This is a genomic window from Oceanicella sp., from assembly GCF_056449545.1.
This window is the reverse complement of record NZ_JBWOMN010000061.1, coordinates 25113-42516: the sequence shown is the minus strand read 5'-3', so window position 1 is coordinate 42516 and position 17404 is coordinate 25113. Positions and strand designations below refer to the sequence as shown.

Below are 17404 nucleotides of genomic sequence, written 5' to 3'. Positions count from 1 at the left end.
GCCGCGCGCGCGCGCGCCTGAGCCGCGATGGTCGAGCATCTGACACTCGACCATCCGCCGGTGAGCGTGCGACTGCGCCGCTCGTCCCGCGCCCGCCGGCTCACCCTGTCGGTGAGCCGCGTCGACGGGCGCCCCACCCTCACCCTGCCGAGCCGCGCGCCGCTGGCGCAGGCGCGCATGTTCCTGCTGCGCCAGTCTGACTGGCTGGCGGGCGCGCTGGCGCGCGCGCCGGGCGCGACGCAGGTGGCCGACGGCGTGTGGCTGCCGGTGCGCGGCGAGGATCTGCGCCTGACCGCGACCCCCGGCCCGCGCCGCCGCGCGCCCCGGGTCAACGCCGACCGACTGGAGGTCCCCGGCCCGCCCGAGACCGCCGCGCGCCGGGCGCTGGCCTTCCTGAAAACCGAGGCCCGCGACGCGCTGGCCCCCGCCGCCGCGCGCTACGCCGCCATGCTGGACCGGGCGCCGGGGCGCATCGCGCTGCGCGACACGCGCAGCCGTTGGGGATCGTGCAGCGCCAACGGCAACCTGTCGTTCAGCTGGCGGCTGGCGATGGCGCCGCCGGCGGTGCTCGACTACGTGGCCGCGCATGAGGCGGCGCATCTGGTGGAGATGAACCACGCGCCCGCCTTCTGGGCGCTGGTGGAGCGCATCCGCCCCGACTGGCGCGAACAGCGCGACTGGCTGAAACGCCACGGCGCCGGGCTGCATCGGTTCCGATTCGACGCCGCGCCCTGACCGCGCCGGCAGGGCGCCTCAGCGATCGGCGCCGCCGCCAACGCCGGCGCCCGACCCGCCCGACCCGCCCGACCCAGCCGACCCGCCGATCAGATCCGCCGCCTGCCGCACGCCGCGCCCGACGAAATCCGCCACCTCGCCGAGCGCCCGCCCCGCCGCGTCGCCCGCCGCCTCGATCCCGGCGATGGTCTCGCGGCCAAGGCCGGGCCCTTCGGGGGGGATCGCGTCGAGCGGGCGGATGGGGCGGCCTTCATGCACGCGCAGCATGGTCTCGCGCCAGATCGCCGCGGGCAGCCCGCCGCCGGTGACCCCGGTCAGCGGCGTGTTGTCGTCATAGCCCATCCACACGCCGGTGACGAAATCGCCGGTGAACCCGATGAACCAGGCGTCGCGCGCCGCCTGCGTGGTGCCGGTCTTGCCCGCGGCCGGGCGCGGCCCCAACGCCGCGCGCCGGCCGGTGCCGCGCAGGATCACTTGCTCCAGCATGCCGGTCAGCCGCCGCGCCGCCGTCGCGTCGATGGCTTGCCGATCGCGCGCCGCGCCGCGCGCCATCAGCGGCGTCCTGTCGCCCAGCAGGGTGATCTTGCGCACCCCGTAGGGCAGGCTCCGCAACCCGTGGCGGGCGATGGCGGCATAGGCGCCGGTCATCTCGATCAGCGTCGCCTCCGAGGCGCCCAGCGCCGTCGCCGGCCCCGGCGCCAGCGGCGAGGTCACGCCGAGGCGCCGGGCGGTTTCGCGCACCCGCGCCGATCCCACCCGCTGGAACAGCCGCACCGCCACGGTGTTGATCGAGCGCGCCAGCGCGTCGGTCAGCGTCACCCGCCCGGCGAAGCCGCCGCCGTAATTCTTCGGCCGCCAGCCCTTGATGGCGATCGGGCGGTCCTCGATCACCTCGCCGGGCATGGCCCCGGCCTCCAGCGCCGCGGCGTAGACGATGGGCTTGAAGGCCGATCCCGGCTGGCGGCGCGCCTGGGTCGCGCGGTTGAAGCGCCCCGCGCCGCCGCCGTCGTTGCGCCCGCCGATGATGGCGCGCACCGCGCCGTCCAGCGACATCACCACCACCGCCGCCTGCGCCCTTGACCCGGGGCGCACCCGGTTTTCGAACACCCAGTCCAGCGCCGCCTCCGCCGCCCGCTGCACCGCCGGGTCAAAGGTGGTGGCGATGCGCACGTCCTCGGCCGTTTGCCCGGTCAGATAGGCCGGCCCGGCCTCCATCACCCAATCGGCGAAATAGCCCCCCGCGCGGGCCGAGGCGGCGCGCGACAGCGCCGCCGGGCTGGCCAGCGCCCGCGCCGCCTGCGCCGCGCTCAGATAGCCCTGATCGCGCATCAGCCCGACGATCACCGCCGCGCGGCTTTGCGCCTGGTCGAGATCCGAGGTCGGCGCATAGCGCGAGGGCGCCTTCAGCAGCCCCGCCAGCATCGCCGCCTGCGCCGGGCTGACCTCGCGCGCGGAAATGCCGAAATAGCGCTGGGCGGCGGCCTCGAACCCGTAGGCGCCGGCGCCGAGATACACGCGATTGAGGTAGATCGAAAGGATCTCCTCCTTGGTGTATTTCAGCTCCATGGCCAGCGCCATGGGCAGCTCCTTGAGCTTGCGCTCCAGGGAACGCTCGTTGCTGAGGAAAACGTTCTTGGCGGTCTGCTGGGTGAGCGTCGAGCCCCCCTGCACCAGCCCGCCGGCGATGAAATTGGCGTATATGGCGCGCGCCAGCCCCAGCGGGTCGATGCCGAAATGATCCCAGAACCGGCGGTCTTCGGTGGCGATCACCGCGTTGACCAGATAGGGCGAGACCTCGCCCGCCCGCAGCGCCCCGCCGAACTGCTCGCCGCGCCAGGCGAACACGTCGCCGTTGCGATCGAGCAGCGTCACCGAGCCGCGGTCCCGCCCGTCGAGCAGCGCGCGGGCCTCGGGCAGCTGGGTGAGAAACCAGACGGTGGCCGCCGCCAGCATCAACGCCAGGCCAAGCGCAAAACGCGAGCCCAGCCGCCAGATCCACCGCCCGGCGAACAGCACCGCGGCGCGCACGCCGCGATCCAGCCAGCCGCCGCGCCGCCGCGATGCGCCCTTGTCCTTGCCCTTGCCCTTGGCGCGCAGGCGCGCGGGCCCGCCGGCGGCGGGTTTCGGGGATCGGTCGCGCCGCGACACGGGCGGCTCCGCCCGGGCGGCTGATTTTCGTTTTCGCGCCACGCTCTTTGTTCTTTGTCGCCATCGGTTTCGACGGAGGGATTCGGCCTGCTCGACCGAGCGCATTGTCGCCGGCAACAGACTACGCCAGCATGGCCGATTTGTGGAGCGACGTTTTCGCGGCGCCGCGCCAACTGGATGCATATTTCTTAGTCATATATTATTTTTTGCTTATTTTTATGGCGACTTGCGCCGATTTCGGAATGGTCTCATTTGGTATTTCGATATTTTTTTACTATTTTTCAGTTATTTACAAGACTGATTAAAAATTGGCCTGAAACTTGAAATGCCTTCTGCATGCAATACGCATCGCCAACAGCAGAGGGAGCGGAATGAAGCTCATCATCGCCGTCATCAAACCATTCAAGCTCGAGGAGGTGCGCGAGGCGCTCACCGACGCGGGCGTTCAGGGGCTCATGGTGTCCGAGGTCAAGGGCTATGGCCGGCAGGCCGGGCACACCGAAATCTACCGCGGCGCGGAATACGTCGTGAATTTCATCCCCAAGATCAAGCTGGAGATCGTCGTCGACGCCGCCGATGCGGACCGCGTGACCGAGGTCATCGCCGGCGCCGCCAGGACCGGCAAGATCGGCGACGGCAAGATCTTCGTGCTCGACGTCGAACAGGCCCTGCGCGTGCGCACCGGCGAGCAGGGCGCCGAGGCGATCTGACCCGCCCCGCCCCGCCATCCAACCAACCTGTCTGCAAGGATTTCCAAATGCTCAAGACAACCGCCCTCATCGCCGGGCCGCTGGCGCTGGCCGCCGCCCCGGCGCTGGCGCAGCAGGACCCCGCGCCGGTGTTGGTGCCCGCGCATTCCGTCTTCGTCTTCAACACGCTGCTGTTCCTGATCGGCGGCATTCTGGTGATGTGGATGGCCGCGGGCTTCGCCATGCTCGAAGCCGGGCTGGTGCGCTCCAAGAACGTCACCATGCAGCTCACCAAGAACATCACGCTGTTCGCCATCGCCGCCGTCGCCTACTACCTGATCGGCTACAAGCTGATGTATCCCGGCGACGGATGGTCCCTTGACGGCGTGATCGGCGCCTTCGGCCTCACCGAGCTTGAACCCGTCGGCGTGTCCCCCGACAAGGCCGATGATCTGGGCTACGCCTCCACCGCCTCGGATTTCTTCTTCCAGCTGATGTTCTGCGCCACCACCGCGTCGATCGTGTCGGGCACGCTGGCCGAGCGCATCAAGCTGTGGCCCTTCATGGCCTTCACGCTGACGCTGACGGCGCTGATCTACCCGATCCAGGCAAGCTGGAAATGGGGCGGCGGCTGGCTCGCCAACGAGGACGCCGACGGGTTCATGATGTCGACCTTCGGGCAGGTGTTCCAGGATTTCGCCGGCTCGACGCTGGTGCATTCGGTGGGCGGCTGGGCGGCGCTGTCGGGGGCGCTGATCCTCGGCGCGCGCATCGGCAAGTACAAGAACGGCCGCGTGCACCCCATGCCGGGCAACAATCTGCCCATGGCGACGCTGGGCGCCTTCATCCTGTGGCTGGGCTGGTTCGGCTTCAACGGCGCCTCGCAGCTGGCGCTGGGCTCGGTGGGGGACGCGGCGGACGTGTCGCGCATCTTCGCCAACACAAACACCGCGGCGGCGGGCGGGGCGATCGCGGCGATGATCCTCACCCAGCTGAAATACGGCAAGATCGACCTCACCATGGTGCTGAACGGCGCGCTGGCCGGGCTGGTGTCGATCACCGCCGAACCGCTGACCCCCGGGCTGGGCGCGGCGACGCTGATCGGCGCCGCGGGCGGCGTGCTTGTGGTGCTGGCGGTGCCGATGCTCGACCGGCTGAAGATCGACGACGTGGTCGGCGCCATCCCGGTGCATCTGTTCGCCGGAATCTGGGGCACCGTCGCGGTGGTGTTCACCAACCCGGACGCGACCCTTGGCGGCCAGTTGCTGGGCATCGCCGCGATCGGCGTTTTCGTGTTCGCGGTCTCCGGCGTCATCTGGCTGCTGCTGGCCAGGACGGTGGGCGTCCGGGTCAGCGCCGAGGACGAGGCGCTCGGGCTCGACGCCTCGGAGCTGGGGCTCGAGGCCTATCCCGAATTCGGCAAGGGATCGCAGATCATGTGACCGCCGCAGGGCGCCGCGCGCATGGCAACTTCGGAACAGGCATAACCGAAGACCGCGCCGGAACCGGTTCCCCCAGACCTCCCGCTTCTGCGGCCCGGCCTCGCGCCGGGCCGTTTTTCATGCGGGCGCCAGGCGTCGCAAAACGAAAAACCACGCCGAATCGGGGCCTGAAATCCAGGTTTCGGCCCCAGCCCCGGTTGACCATCACCGGGCCGCCCTTAAGGATGAGGCGGAGAAAAACAACAGGGAGACTCCCATGAAGCATCTATTCGCAGCCAGCGCCGTTCTGGGCCTTGCGCTTGGCCTGACGGTGTCCGCGGCCGGCGCGGCCGATCTGAAGATCTGCGTCGAGGGCGCCTATCCGCCGTTTTCCGAAACCACCCCGTCGGGCGAACTCAAGGGCTTTGACATCGACATCGCCAACGCGCTCTGCGCCGAAATGGGCAAGAGCTGCGACATGGTGCAGACCGAATGGGACGGCATCATCCCGGCGCTGCTGGAACGCAAATGCGACGCCATCATCGCGTCCATGTCGATCACCCCGGACCGCCAGAAGATCATCGACTTTTCGGAAAAATACTACAATTCGCCGGGGCGTTTCGTGGCCAAGGCGGATGCCGACTGGAGCTTTGACAAGGCCGGCCTCGCCGACAAGGTCGTGGGCGTGCAGCGCGGCACCATCTATCACGATTTCATGAACGCCGAGATGCCGGACACGGAGCTGAAGCTCTACGGCACCCAGGACGAGGCCTATCTCGACCTTGGCGTCGGGCGCGTCGACGCGATCATGGCCGATGCGCTGGCCATGGACGAAGGGTTTCTCAAGACCGACGCGGGCAAGGGATTCGCCTTTCACGGCCAGGATTACTCCGACCCGAAATATTTCGGCGAGGGCGCCGGGATCGGCGTGCGCAAGGGCGACAGCATGAAGGACAACTGGTCCGCGGCGATCAAGGCGATCCGCGCCTCCGGCGAATACGACACGCTCCAGAAGAAGTATTTCGCCATCGACATCTACGGCGGCTGACCGCCCTTCGCGCCGCCCCTCGCCCCGTCGCGGGACGGCGGGCGGCGCCGCGTCAACGGCGCCGGGCGCAAGGCCCGGCGCCTGAGCCGAGGTTCGATCCGCATCGAACCCGCCGCCCGACCGGGGAGTCCCGCGCACATGGAACCGTTGCTTGAATACGTTCCGCTGCTGGCCAGCGGCGCGCTGGTCACCATCGCGCTGGCGGTGATCTCGCTGCTGCTGGCGACCACGCTGGGGGCGCTGGGGGCGGTGGCGCGGCTGGGCGGCGGACCGATCGCGCGCAGCGTCACCTTCGCCTACACCACCATCGTGCGCGGGGTGCCGGACCTGGTGCTGATCCTGCTGATCTATTTCGGCGGCCAGCGGCTGATCAATCAGATCGGCGCGGCATTCGACTGGGACTACATCGAGATATCGAAATTCTGGTCCGGGGTGGCCTCGATCGGCTTCATCTACGGCGCCTATCTGACCGAGACCTTCCGCGGCGCCTATCTGACCGTGCCCAGGGGCCAGGGCGAGGCCTCCTCGGCGCTGGGGCTCAGCCATTTCGCCACCATCTGGGCCGTCACCGGCCCGCAGCTGATCCGCTTCGCGCTGCCGGGCTACGGCAATGTCTGGCAGGTGCTGGTCAAATCCACCGCCGTGGTGTCGGTGATCGGGCTCAACGATCTGGTGGGGCTGGCCGACAAGGCCGGCAAGACCACGCGCGAACCGTTCCTGTTCTTCATCGCGGTGATCCTCGTCTATCTGGCCATCACCTCGGTGTCCAACTGGCTGATCGCGCGCGCCGAGGACCGCTTCAGCCTCGCCGAGAGGACCTGAGCATGGATATCAGCCTCACCCTCGAAAACTGGGATCTGTTCGCGCGCGGCGTCTGGACGACGCTGGAGCTGACCTTCCTGTCGCTGCTGTTCGGGTTCCTGATCGCCCTGCCCTGCGCGCTGTCGATCTGGCGCAAGGGCCCCGGCCATCGCATCGCCAGGGGCTACGCCTACGTGTTTCGCGGCACGCCGCTGCTGGTGCAGACCTACTTGATCTATTACGGGCTGGCGCAGCTCGACATCATTCGCGAAACCTGGGCCTGGGTGATCTTCAAGGAGGCCTGGTGGTGCGCGCTGATCGCGTTCTCGCTGAATTCCGGGGCCTATGCGACGGAGATCCTGCGCGGCGCCTTCCAGACCACCCCCAAGGGCGAACTGGAGGCCGGCGCGGCGCTGGGCTTCACCCCGCGCCAGATCACCTGGCTGGTCCTGCTGCCCTCGGCGATGCGCCGGGCGATGCCGCAGTATTCCAATGAAATCGTGTTCATGCTGCACGGGTCGGTGGTGGCCTCGGTGATCACCATCCAGGACATTCTCGGCGCCGGGCGCACGCTGAACGCCAAGTATTACGTGGCCTATGAGGGGTTCCTGACAGCGGCGGCGCTGTACATGACCATCACCTTCACGCTGATCGGCATCTTCCGGCTGCTGGAAAAACGCTACATGCGCCACATGGCGCCGCCATCCCACGCGGCCCGGGGCGAGCCCGACGCCCCGATCCCCGCACCCGTCCCGCAGATGATCCGTTAGGCCGGCGCGGCGCCGGGCGGCGCCCCCCGGGTCAGGCCCGGGGCGGCATGCGGGGCCAGCATCGCGGATCAGCCGTCATGGGCGGCGCGGCTGTCCGCGGGCGCCTCGTCGCGGGTTTCCATGCCGTAATCGCGCAGCACCGCGGCGACGCGCAGGCGATAGCCGAGGAACAGCCCCGCCCGCCCGGCGCTCTGGGCCTCGCGATGGGCCATGGTCTCGCGCCAGGCGCGCACCGCGGCCTCGTCGCGCCAGAAGGACAGCGACAGCAGCTTGCCCGGCGCGGCGAGGCTTTCGAAGCGCTCCACCGACAGGAAGCCGTCCATTCGTTCCAGCAGCGGCTTCAGTTCGGCGGCGCGGGCCAGGTAGGCCTGCCGCTGTTCGGGGTCGGGGGTCAGTTCGAAAATCACGGCGATCATCGCGGGTTTCCTTCGGCCTGCACGGGCGCGGTCATGCCGCGCATCCATGCATACGCCAACCCTTGCACTGGCGCGAATCCTTCGCTAAACACCTGCAACCCGGACGTTGTCGCGCCCGGGACTTGTTATTTTCAGGCGCCGCCCCGATCGGCCCCCTGGCCCGGCCAGACCATCGGGCGAGTCGTCGGGACGCCCCCGATGCGCCGCGCCAACCGCCACGGAGAGAGAGAATGAAAGTCAAGAATTCGCTTCGCTCCCTGAAGGCGCGCCATCGCGATTGCCGCGTCGTGCGCCGCAAGGGCCGCGTCTATGTGATCAACAAGACCCAGCGTCGCTTCAAGGCCCGCCAGGGCTGAACGCCGCGCCGGCGCGACGTGAGCGAACCGAAAAGGGCCGCGCCTCCTGACCGAGGCGCGGCCCTTTCGCTTGCCGCGGGCATCGCCGATTCGAAGCCGGCGGGCCGGCGCGCGGCGGGCGCCGGCCGCATGCAAAGGATTCAATCGTAGCTGCGGGCGTCCTCGATCACCTTGCCGTCATTGGGCAGGACGCCGGGGGCGACCAGTTCGACCGCGCCTTTCAGCTTCAGCGTCGCGGTCACGCTGGCGGCGACGGCCTCGGCGAAGCCCGCGTCGCCGGTCTCGGTCTCGACCTGCACCAGCATGGAATCCTGTTCGCCGACGCGGCTGGCGATGACCCGGGCGCGGATGATCTCGCCATGGCGGGCCACCAGCGCGGCGACCTGCTCGGGGCGCACGAACATGCCCTTGATCTTGATGGTCTGGTCGGCGCGCCCCATCCAGCCCCTGATGCGCATGTTGGTGCGCCCGCAGGGGCTTTGCCCGGGCATCGCCGCCGACAGGTCGCCGGTGGCGAAGCGGATCAGCGGGTAGTCGGGGTTGAGCGTGGTGACGATCACCTCGCCGACCTCGCCCTCGGCCACCGGGTCGCCGGAACCGGGGCGCACGATCTCCACGATCACGCCTTCGTCGACGATCATGCCCTCCATGGCCGGGCTTTCATAGGCGATGTTGCCCAGATCGGCGGTGGCGTAGCATTGCATGCAGGCGATGCCGCGATCGGCGTATTCCTGGCGCAGCGACGGGAACAGCGCGCCGCCGCCCACCACCGCCTTGCGGATCGAGGACAGATCGACGCCCATGGCCTCGGCCTTGTCGAGGATGATCTTCAGATAGTCCGGCGTGCCCGCATAGGCCGTCGTGCCGATATCGGCGGCGGCGCGGACCTGCAATTCGGTCTGGCCGGTGCCCGCGGGCAGCAGGGTCGCGCCCACCGCCGCGGCGCCGTTCTCGAACATCATCCCCGCCGGGGTGAGGTGATAGGAAAAGCAGTTCTGCACGATGTCCTCCGCGCCGATCCCCGCGGCGTGCAGGAATCGACCCAGACGCCACCAGTCGGGCGCGTCGCCGCCCGGCTCGTAGATCGGGCCCGGGGACTGGAACACGTGACGCAGCCCGGTGACGCCGGCGGCGGCGAAGCCGCCAAACGGCTTTCGCGCCATTTGCGCCGCGCCCAGATCGGACTTGCGCAGCACCGGCAGCGCCGCGAGCGCCGCGCGATCGGTCACCGCGCCCGCGTCCACGCCCCGCAGATGCGCCGCCATGCCGGGCGCGCGGGCCTGCGCGCGGGCGATCTGCGCGGGCAGCGCGGCGGCGAGATCGGCCTCCCGCGCCGCGGGCGAGCGGGCTTCGAGCGCGTCAAAGAAGTCGGTCATGGCTGTCTCCGGGACTGCTGTCGGGCCGGGCCCGTCTGGTAAGCGGCGGCGCCGCCGGGACGCGCCGCCATCAGCCGCCGCGCCGGCGAAAAGGCCGTGGATGCCAAGCGCGCGCGAAACATGGGCTGGGGGGGCTTGGGCGCGCCTGCGCCGGCCCGGATCAGTTGAGCCAGCGCTTGCGGCGGCGATACGAGCGCACGTCGCGAAAGCTCTTGCGCCCTCCCTCGGACATGCCGAGATAGAATTCCTTCACGTCCTGGTTTTCCCGCAATTCCGCCGCGGCGCCGTCCATCACCACGCGGCCGCTTTCCAGGATGTAGCCGTAATGGGCGTAGCGCAGCGCCACGTTGGTGTTCTGTTCGGCAAGCAGGAAGGACACGCCTTCCTTTTCGTTCAGCGCCTTGACGATCTGGAAAATGTCCTCGACCAGCTGCGGCGCGAGCCCCATGGAGGGTTCGTCGAGCAGGATGGTCTCCGGGCGCGACATCATCGCCCGGCCGATGGCGCACATCTGCTGTTCGCCGCCCGAGGTGTAGCCGGCCTGGGATTTGCGCCGTTCCTTGAGGCGCGGGAAATAGTCGTAGACCATCTCCAGATCCTGCCTGATCGCCGCCGCCCCCTCGGTGCGGGTGTAGGCGCCGGCCAGCAGGTTTTCCTCGATGGTGAGATGTTCGAAGCAGTGGCGCCCCTCCATCACCTGGATGACGCCGCGCTTGACCAGCGTCGCCGGGTCCAGATCGGCGATCGGTTCGCCGCGATAGGAGATCGAGCCCTTGGTGACCTCGCCGCGTTCGGAATGCAGCAGGTTGGAGATCGCCTTCAGCGTCGTGGTCTTGCCGGCGCCGTTGCCGCCCATCAACGCGGTGATGCCGCCCTTGGGCACATGCAGGCTGACGCCCTTCAGCACGAGGATCACGTGATTGTAGATCACCTCGATGTTGTTGACTTCCAGCAGGGTGTCGGCGCCGACCGGCGCCTGTCCTTTGGGCTGGTCCGCCCCGGTCATCACGTTCATCCCGCGCCTTCCCCTGGCTTGGGTCCGGCGCCGCGTCGCGCGCCGGACCCGCCTGTTGCGTCTGCGCCGGCCCGGTCACTGCGACCGGGCGGCGATCGGTCAAATGTCAAAACGAATGAGCAGCGAAGGCGCCCCGGCCCGACCGGCCGGGGCGCCGGTTCTTCAGGTCACTTGCAGTCGCGCGGCGTGACGTTGTTCTCGGCCGCGTAGGCCGCCGAGTCCTCCTCGATCAGCGCATCGACGATGTCCCGGTCCGAGCCGACGAAATCGGTGATCAGGGTCCAGGTCTTGGTCTTGGCGTCCCACTGCTGAATGGCGCCGAGCCCCGGCCCGCCATGGTTGGCGCAGGTCACCTGCACCGTCGGGGCGAAGTTCGGCAGGCCGATTTCGGCCCAGCGCGCCTCGTCGATCAACGTGGCCTCCATGCCGTCGCGCATCATCGCCGGGGTGATCTGGGCGGTGTCGTGCAGCTTCTGGGCGGTGCGGATGCCCTCGGCCACGGTGATCGCCGCATACATGCCGCGGTTATACAGCACCTCGCCCACATGGGATCCGTCGCCAGCCGCCTTGCCCGCGTCCACGATGTATTTCTTCATGTCGTCGAACAGCGGGAAATCGGAACCCGGCGCGTGGAAGGCGATGGACTTGTAGCCGGTGGCGCCGTCGCCCGCCGGGCCCACGTCGTTCTCGGAACCCGACCACCAGACGCCGATGAACTTGTCCATCGGGAAGCGGATGTTCACGGCCTCCTGAATCGCGACCTGGTTCATCACGCCCCAGCCCCACATGATCACGTAGTCGGGGCGTTCGCGGCGGATCTGCAGCCACTGGGATTTCTGTTCCTGACCGGGATGGTCGACGGGCAGCAGCGACAGCTTGTAGCCGTGCTTCTTGGACAGTTCCTCAAGCGTGCGGATCGGTTCCTTGCCATAGGCGGAGTTGTGATACAGCAGCGCGATCTTCTTGCCCTTCAGGTCGCCGCCTTCAACGTCGTTGATGTGCTTGACGATGATCGAGGCCGCGTCCCAGTAGGTGCCCGGGTAGTTGAAGATCCACTTGAACACCTTGCCGTTGGCGGCCGAGGTGCGCCCGTAGCCCATGGAATGGATCGGGATGCCGTCGGCCGAGGCCTTGGGGATCAGCTGGTAGGTGATGCCGGTGCTGAGCGGGTGATAGACCAGCGCGCCCTCGCCCTTGGTGGCTTCGTAGCATTCAACGCCCTTCTGGGTGTTGTAGCCGGTCTCGCATTCCGAGACCCTGACCTTGACGCCGCCGATGCCGCCGTCGCGCTCGTTGAGCAGGTTCAGGTAATCGGTGAACCCGTCGGCGTAGGGAATGCCGTTGGGGGCGTAGGGGCCGGTGCGGTAGCTGAGCAGCGGCACCGTCAGTTCCGCCAGCGCGGGCGCCGCGGTCATGACGGCCGCTGCCATCAGCGCCGCGATTTTCGTCAGTTTCATGTGGTTACCTCCCTTGAGTGTCGTCGGAAACGTCGTTGGATCTTTCAGCCCCGGCTGACCCGGGATCGAAGGCTTGGCGCGCCGTCGCCCGGATCAGTGGGGGAACGGCCACAGGCGCAGTTTGTCCTTGGCGACCCGCCAGAGCTGGGCCAGTCCGTGCGGTTCGGCGATCAGGAACGCGACGATCAGCCCGCCCACAATGATGAACTGGAAATTCTCGGCAATATCTGTAGGCCACCCGAGCCCGCCGACCAAGACGTTCTTGAGCAGCACCGGCATCAGCACCAGAAAGGCCGCGCCGGCGAAACTGCCGAAGATCGACCCGAGCCCGCCGATGATGACCATGAACAGCACCAGGAAGGACTGGCTGATGCCGAAGGCCTCGGTGACTTCGACCGCGCCCAGATAGGCGGTGAAGAACAGCGCCCCGGCGACGCCGATGTAGAACGAGGACACCCCGAACGCCGTCAGCTTGGCCTTCAGCGAATTCACGCCGATGATCTCGGCGGCGATGTCCATGTCGCGGATCGCCATCCAGCTGCGCCCGGTCTTGCCGCGCGTGAGGTTGCGCGCCATCCAGGCCATCAGGAACACGAAGACCAGGCAGAACAGGTAGGTGGCCCAGGGCGCCGCGTGCGGGCCGATCACCGGGATCGAGAACACCGTGCGTTCGGGGGCCGTGATCTGGCCCGACGCCGAATAGTTGTAGAACCACGGCGCCTTGTTGAACAGCCAGACCAGGAAGAACTGCGAGGCCAGCGTCGCCACCGCCAGGTAGAATCCCTTGATGCGCAGCGACGGCAGGCCGAAGCCGATCCCGACGAGGGCGGTGATCACGCCCGAGATCAGCACCACGAAAAAGATGTTGAGGCCGGGGAACGCGGTCATCAGCTTGTAGGCGGCGAAGGCCCCCACCGCCATGAAGCCGCCTGTGCCCAGCGACACCTGCCCGCAATAGCCGGTGAGGATGTTGAGCCCGATCGCCGCGATCGACCAGATCAGGAACGGCACGATCACCGCGCTGGCCCAGTAATCGTTGATCAGGAACGGCACGACGAGAAAGGCCACGATCAGCACGCCGTAGTAGCGCCAGCGGTCGAAGGCGATGGGAAAGGTCTGGCTGTCATCGGCGTAGGTGGTCTTGAAATCGCCGGCTTCGCGATAAAACATGGGCTCAGACCCTCTCGATGATTTTTTCGCCGAACAGGCCCTGCGGCCTGAACACGAGGAACACCAGCGCCAGCACGTAGGCGAACCAGTTTTCGGTTGCGCCGCCGATCATCGGGCCGATGGAGAATTCGAACAGCTTTTCGCCAACGCCGATGATCAGCCCGCCGACGATGGCCCCGGGGATCGAGGTGAAGCCGCCCAGCATCAGCACCGGCAGCGCCTTCAGCGCGATCAGCGACAGCGAGAACTGCACGCCGGACTTGGCGCCCCACATGATGCCCGCGACCAGCGCCACGAAGCCGGCGATCGCCCAGGTGATGACCCAGATGGTGCGCAGGCTGATGCCCACGGACAGCGCCGCCTGATGGTCATCGGCCACGGCGCGCAACGCCCGCCCGGTGGAGGTGTATTGCGAGAACAGCGTCAGCGCCGCCACCAGCAGCACCGCCACCACCGTGGCCCAGACGTCGAGCACGTCGATATACATGCCGTAGTAGTCCTGGCCCTCGGCCGCCCAGCCGATGCTCAGGTCCTCCAGCCATCGCGATCCGCCCGAGGGGATGCCCACGTCCAGCTTCTTGATGTCGGAGCCCCACATCAGGTCGCCGAACCCCTCCATGAAATAGGCCAGCCCGATGGTCGCCATGAACAGGATGATCGGGGCCTGATTGACCAGATGCTTGAGGATCACCCGTTCGACGATGATCGCGAACAGCACCATCACCCCCAGCGTCAGCACGATGGCCGCCACCGCGGGCAGTTCGAAGCCGAATGTGTGGACGTTCACCCCGAACATGGCGTCGATCAGCGGCGCGAACGGCACCTGGCCTTTCTGGAACGCCACCAGGGTCATCGCCGCGAACAGCGCCATGACCCCCTGCGCGTAGTTGAAGATGCCCGACGCCTTGTAGATCAGCACGAAGCCGAGGGCGACCAGCGAATACATGATCCCGGCCATCAGCCCGTTGAGGATCACTTCCAGGGTGTAGAGAATTTCGATGCTCATGCTGGCGTCCTCAATCGTGGCTCACGCCGAGATAGGCGTCGATCACGTTCTGGTTGGCGCGCACCTCGCGCGGGGTGCCATCGCCGATCTTCTTGCCGTAGTCGAGCACCACCACCCGGTCGGCGATGTCCATCACCACGCCCATGTCATGCTCGATCAGCGCGATCGTCGTGCCGAATTCGTCGTTCACGTCGAGGATGAAGCGGCACATGTCCTCTTTCTCCTCGACATTCATGCCGGCCATGGGTTCGTCGAGCAGCAGCAGCTTGGGCTCGGCGGCCAGCGCGCGGCCCAGTTCCACCCGCTTTTGCAGCCCGTAGGGCAGGCGCGACACCGGGGTCTTGCGGATGTGCTGGATCTCGAGAAAATCGATGACCTTCTCGACCTTCTCGCGGTGCTCGATCTCCTCGCGCTCCGCCGCGCCCCACCACATGGCCTGCTGGAGCATGTTGGTCTTCATCAGCGTCAGGCGCCCGGACATGATGTTGTCGAGCGTCGACATGCCCTCGAACAGGGCGATGTTCTGGAAGGTGCGCGCGATGCCCTGGCGGGCGATGTCCGACGGTTTCATGGAGCCGCGCTTCTTGCCGCGAAACCAGATCTCGCCTTCCTGCGGGTGGTAGAACCCGTTGATCACGTTGAGCATCGACGATTTTCCGGCGCCGTTGGGGCCGATGATGGCGCGGATCTCGCCCTCGCGGATGTCAAAGGAGATGTCGCTGATCGCCGTCACCCCGCCGAAGCGCAGGGTGATGTTCTTCATCTCCATCACCGTTTCGCCCACATGGCGCGGCGCGATGCCGTGGTCGATTTCCTTGTGCGCGTATTCGAGGTCGTCGGCGGCGGCCTCGGCGACGGAATGGGTCATGCGGCGTCCTTTCGGGCGGCGACGGTGGCGGCGTCGCGGATTTCGAGCGTCGCGGAGATCTTGCCCTTGCGCCCGTCCTCGTAGGTCACTTCGGTCTCGACGAACACTTCGCCGGACCCGTCATACAGCCCCTCGATCAGCGCCGCGTAGCGGTCCTCGACGATCGGGCGGCGCACCTTGCGGGTGCGGGTGATCTCGCCGTCATCGGCGTCCAGCTCCTTGTGCAGCACCAGGAAGCGGCGGATCTGGCAGCCCGACAGCATGGGATCCTCGGCCACGGAACGGTTCACCTCCTCCACGTGCTCCTGCACCATGGCGTAGACGCGCGGATGCGCCGCCAGCTCCTGATACGAACCGTAGGCGATGTTGTTGCGCTCGGCCCAGTTGCCCATGGCGTGCATGTCGATGTTGATGAAGGCGGTGCAGTAGTCGCGCCCGGCGCCGAACACCACGGCTTCGAGGATCGAGGGGTAGAATTTCAGTTTGTTCTCGACGAATTTCGGCGCGAACATGCCGCCGTCGGCCATCTTGCTCACGTCCTTGGCGCGGTCGATGATGCGCAGATGCCCGGATTTCTTCTCGATGAAGCCGGCGTCGCCGGTGGCGACCCAGCCCTCCGCGTCCTTGGTGTCCGCCGTGGCCTTCTCGTTCTTGTAGTATTCCTGGAACACCCCCGGGGATCGGTAGAACACCTCGCCGTTGTCGGCGATGCGGATCTCCACCCCCGGCCCCGGCACGCCCACGGTGTCGGCGCGCACCTGCCCGTCGGGCTGGATGGTGATGAACACCGTCGCCTCGGTCTGGCCGTAGAGCTGCTTGAGGTTGATGCCGATGGAGCGGTAGAAGGAAAAGATCTCCGGCCCGATGGCCTCGCCCGCCGTATAGCCCACCCGCACCCGGCTGAGCCCGAGCGTGTTCTTCAGCGGCCCGTAGATCAGCAGCTCGCCGAGCCAGTACTTGACCCGGTCCATGGCCGAGACCGGGTTGCCGTCGAGGATGTCGCCGCCGACCCTGGCCGCATGGGCCATGCAGACCTTGTAGAGCCATTTCTTGAACCGGCTGGCGTCCTCCATGCGGATCGAGACGTTGGTGAGCAGGCTCTCGAACACCCGGGGCGGGGCGAAGAAATAGGTCGGGCCGATCTCCTTGAGGTCGGACATCATGGTTTCCTGGCTCTCCGGGCAGCAGACGCAGAAGCCGATGGTGTAGGCCTGCCCCATGGAGAACACGAAATCCCCGACCCAGGCCATGGGCAGATAGGCCAGCACGCTGTCGGTTTCGCTCAGGCTGTCGAATTCCGCCGCGCCGCGCGCGGTGACGATGACGTTGTCATTGGACAGCACCACGCCCTTGGAGCGCCCGGTGGTGCCCGATGTGTAGAGCATCACGCAGGTGTCGGCGCCATTCTGCGCGGCGGCGACGGCGTCGATCCTGGGTTCCAGCTCCGCCCTGCGGTCGCGGCCCAGCTGCTCCACATCCGACATGCGGTGCAGCGTGGCGTGGTCGTATTTGCGCAGCCCGCGCGGGTCCAGATAGATCACCTGGCGCAGATCGGGCAGCTGATCCTTGATCGACAGCAGCTTGTCCACCTGCTCCTGATCCTCGCAGACCGCGAAGCTGACCCCGGCATGCTCCAGCGCGTAGACCATCTCGTCGGCCACCGCGTCCTGATACATGGGCACCGGGATGGCGCCGCAATACTGGGCGGCGACCATGGACCAATACAGCTTCGGCCGGTTCTTGCCGACGATCGCCAGGTGCTCGCCCGGCGCCAGGCCCAGCGCCATCAGGCCCATGGCGAGGTCGCGGGTCTCGGCGCGCACCTCCGCCCAGGTCCAGCTCTGCCAGATGCCGTAGGATTTTTCGCGATTGGCGGGGCGGCCGCCGATCCGGCGCGCATTGGCGTCGAGCAGCTTGGGGAACGTGTCGAGCGAAGTGTCGAGCGCGACGCCTTGGTTCACGGCGAGATCCTCCCTCGGATGCGCGACGGGCGCGCGGTCCGGCCTGTCGTGGCGCGGCGGCGATCGCAGCCGCGCCCAAGTAACCCGCGCAAGCGCGCGCCGGTCAAGACCTGTCGCGGCCGCCGGAATCGAATCCCCGTGATCCGATCCCATGCCGCGCCCCGGCC

At 67.6% G+C, this 17404-nt stretch carries 16 protein-coding genes; 7 read left to right on the top strand and 9 right to left on the bottom strand.

What is annotated here, in order from left to right; translation table 11 throughout:
- Positions 1-27: 27 nt before the first annotated feature.
- Entirely contained in the window at positions 28-735 is a 708-nt protein-coding gene (locus AC1HC7_RS08430; protein WP_479497109.1) for a M48 family metallopeptidase, read from the top strand.
- An 18-nt stretch (positions 736-753) separates the two neighbouring features.
- Here AC1HC7_RS08430 and AC1HC7_RS08425 read toward each other — a convergent pair whose 3' ends face one another.
- A complete protein-coding gene (locus AC1HC7_RS08425; protein ID WP_479498926.1) occupies positions 754-2883 on the bottom strand; it encodes a transglycosylase domain-containing protein in 2130 nt (709 codons plus the stop codon).
- Between the two features lie 371 nt (positions 2884-3254).
- Here AC1HC7_RS08425 and AC1HC7_RS08420 point away from each other — a divergent pair, with 371 nt between their 5' ends.
- From AC1HC7_RS08420 to AC1HC7_RS08400, 5 genes are all read left to right on the top strand, one after another.
- The gene (locus AC1HC7_RS08420) at positions 3255-3593 is read left to right on the top strand and encodes a P-II family nitrogen regulator (protein WP_479497107.1); all 339 of its coding nucleotides are present in this window, start codon (positions 3255-3257) and stop codon (positions 3591-3593) included.
- A 47-nt stretch (positions 3594-3640) separates the two neighbouring features.
- Positions 3641-5014, top strand: a complete 1374-nt coding sequence (locus AC1HC7_RS08415; protein WP_479497106.1) for an ammonium transporter — start codon at positions 3641-3643, stop codon at positions 5012-5014.
- Positions 5015-5270: 256 nt separating this feature from the next.
- The gene (locus AC1HC7_RS08410; RefSeq protein WP_479497105.1) at positions 5271-6041 is read left to right on the top strand and encodes a transporter substrate-binding domain-containing protein; all 771 of its coding nucleotides are present in this window, start codon (positions 5271-5273) and stop codon (positions 6039-6041) included.
- Positions 6042-6179: 138 nt separating this feature from the next.
- The gene (locus tag AC1HC7_RS08405; RefSeq protein WP_479497104.1) at positions 6180-6863 is read left to right on the top strand and encodes an ABC transporter permease; all 684 of its coding nucleotides are present in this window, start codon (positions 6180-6182) and stop codon (positions 6861-6863) included.
- A gap of 2 nt (positions 6864-6865) precedes the next feature.
- Positions 6866-7612, top strand: coding sequence for an ABC transporter permease (locus AC1HC7_RS08400; protein WP_479497103.1), 747 nt, complete (start codon positions 6866-6868; stop codon positions 7610-7612).
- 68 nt (positions 7613-7680) lie between these two features.
- On the opposite strand, the gene AC1HC7_RS08395 is transcribed toward AC1HC7_RS08400, so the two are convergent.
- Entirely contained in the window at positions 7681-8028 is a 348-nt protein-coding gene (locus tag AC1HC7_RS08395; RefSeq protein ID WP_479497102.1) for an antibiotic biosynthesis monooxygenase family protein, read from the bottom strand.
- A gap of 230 nt (positions 8029-8258) precedes the next feature.
- Here AC1HC7_RS08395 and ykgO point away from each other — a divergent pair, with 230 nt between their 5' ends.
- Positions 8259-8384 carry a type B 50S ribosomal protein L36 gene (gene ykgO, locus AC1HC7_RS08390; protein WP_072746485.1) on the top strand — a complete coding sequence of 42 codons (126 nt, stop codon included), beginning with the start codon at positions 8259-8261 and terminating at the stop codon, positions 8382-8384.
- Positions 8385-8524: 140 nt separating this feature from the next.
- Here ykgO and AC1HC7_RS08385 read toward each other — a convergent pair whose 3' ends face one another.
- From AC1HC7_RS08385 to AC1HC7_RS08355, 7 genes are all read right to left on the bottom strand, one after another.
- Positions 8525-9760: a phenylacetate--CoA ligase family protein gene (locus AC1HC7_RS08385; protein ID WP_479497101.1), complete on the bottom strand. Its 1236-nt coding sequence runs from the start codon at positions 9758-9760 to the stop codon at positions 8525-8527.
- Between the two features lie 160 nt (positions 9761-9920).
- The gene (locus tag AC1HC7_RS08380; RefSeq protein ID WP_479498925.1) at positions 9921-10766 is read right to left on the bottom strand and encodes an ABC transporter ATP-binding protein; all 846 of its coding nucleotides are present in this window, start codon (positions 10764-10766) and stop codon (positions 9921-9923) included.
- A gap of 176 nt (positions 10767-10942) precedes the next feature.
- Positions 10943-12232, bottom strand: a complete 1290-nt coding sequence (locus AC1HC7_RS08375; protein ID WP_479497099.1) for an ABC transporter substrate-binding protein — start codon at positions 12230-12232, stop codon at positions 10943-10945.
- 93 nt (positions 12233-12325) lie between these two features.
- On the bottom strand, positions 12326-13402 hold the full coding sequence (locus tag AC1HC7_RS08370) for a branched-chain amino acid ABC transporter permease (RefSeq protein WP_479497098.1): 1077 nt from the start codon (positions 13400-13402) through the stop codon (positions 12326-12328).
- A 4-nt stretch (positions 13403-13406) separates the two neighbouring features.
- Positions 13407-14408, bottom strand: coding sequence for a branched-chain amino acid ABC transporter permease (locus tag AC1HC7_RS08365; protein ID WP_479497097.1), 1002 nt, complete (start codon positions 14406-14408; stop codon positions 13407-13409).
- Positions 14409-14418: 10 nt separating this feature from the next.
- On the bottom strand, positions 14419-15177 hold the full coding sequence (locus AC1HC7_RS08360) for an ABC transporter ATP-binding protein (RefSeq protein ID WP_479497289.1): 759 nt from the start codon (positions 15175-15177) through the stop codon (positions 14419-14421).
- A gap of 95 nt (positions 15178-15272) precedes the next feature.
- A complete protein-coding gene (locus AC1HC7_RS08355; protein ID WP_479497096.1) occupies positions 15273-17237 on the bottom strand; it encodes an AMP-binding protein in 1965 nt (654 codons plus the stop codon).
- Between the last annotated feature and the right edge of the window lie 167 nt (positions 17238-17404).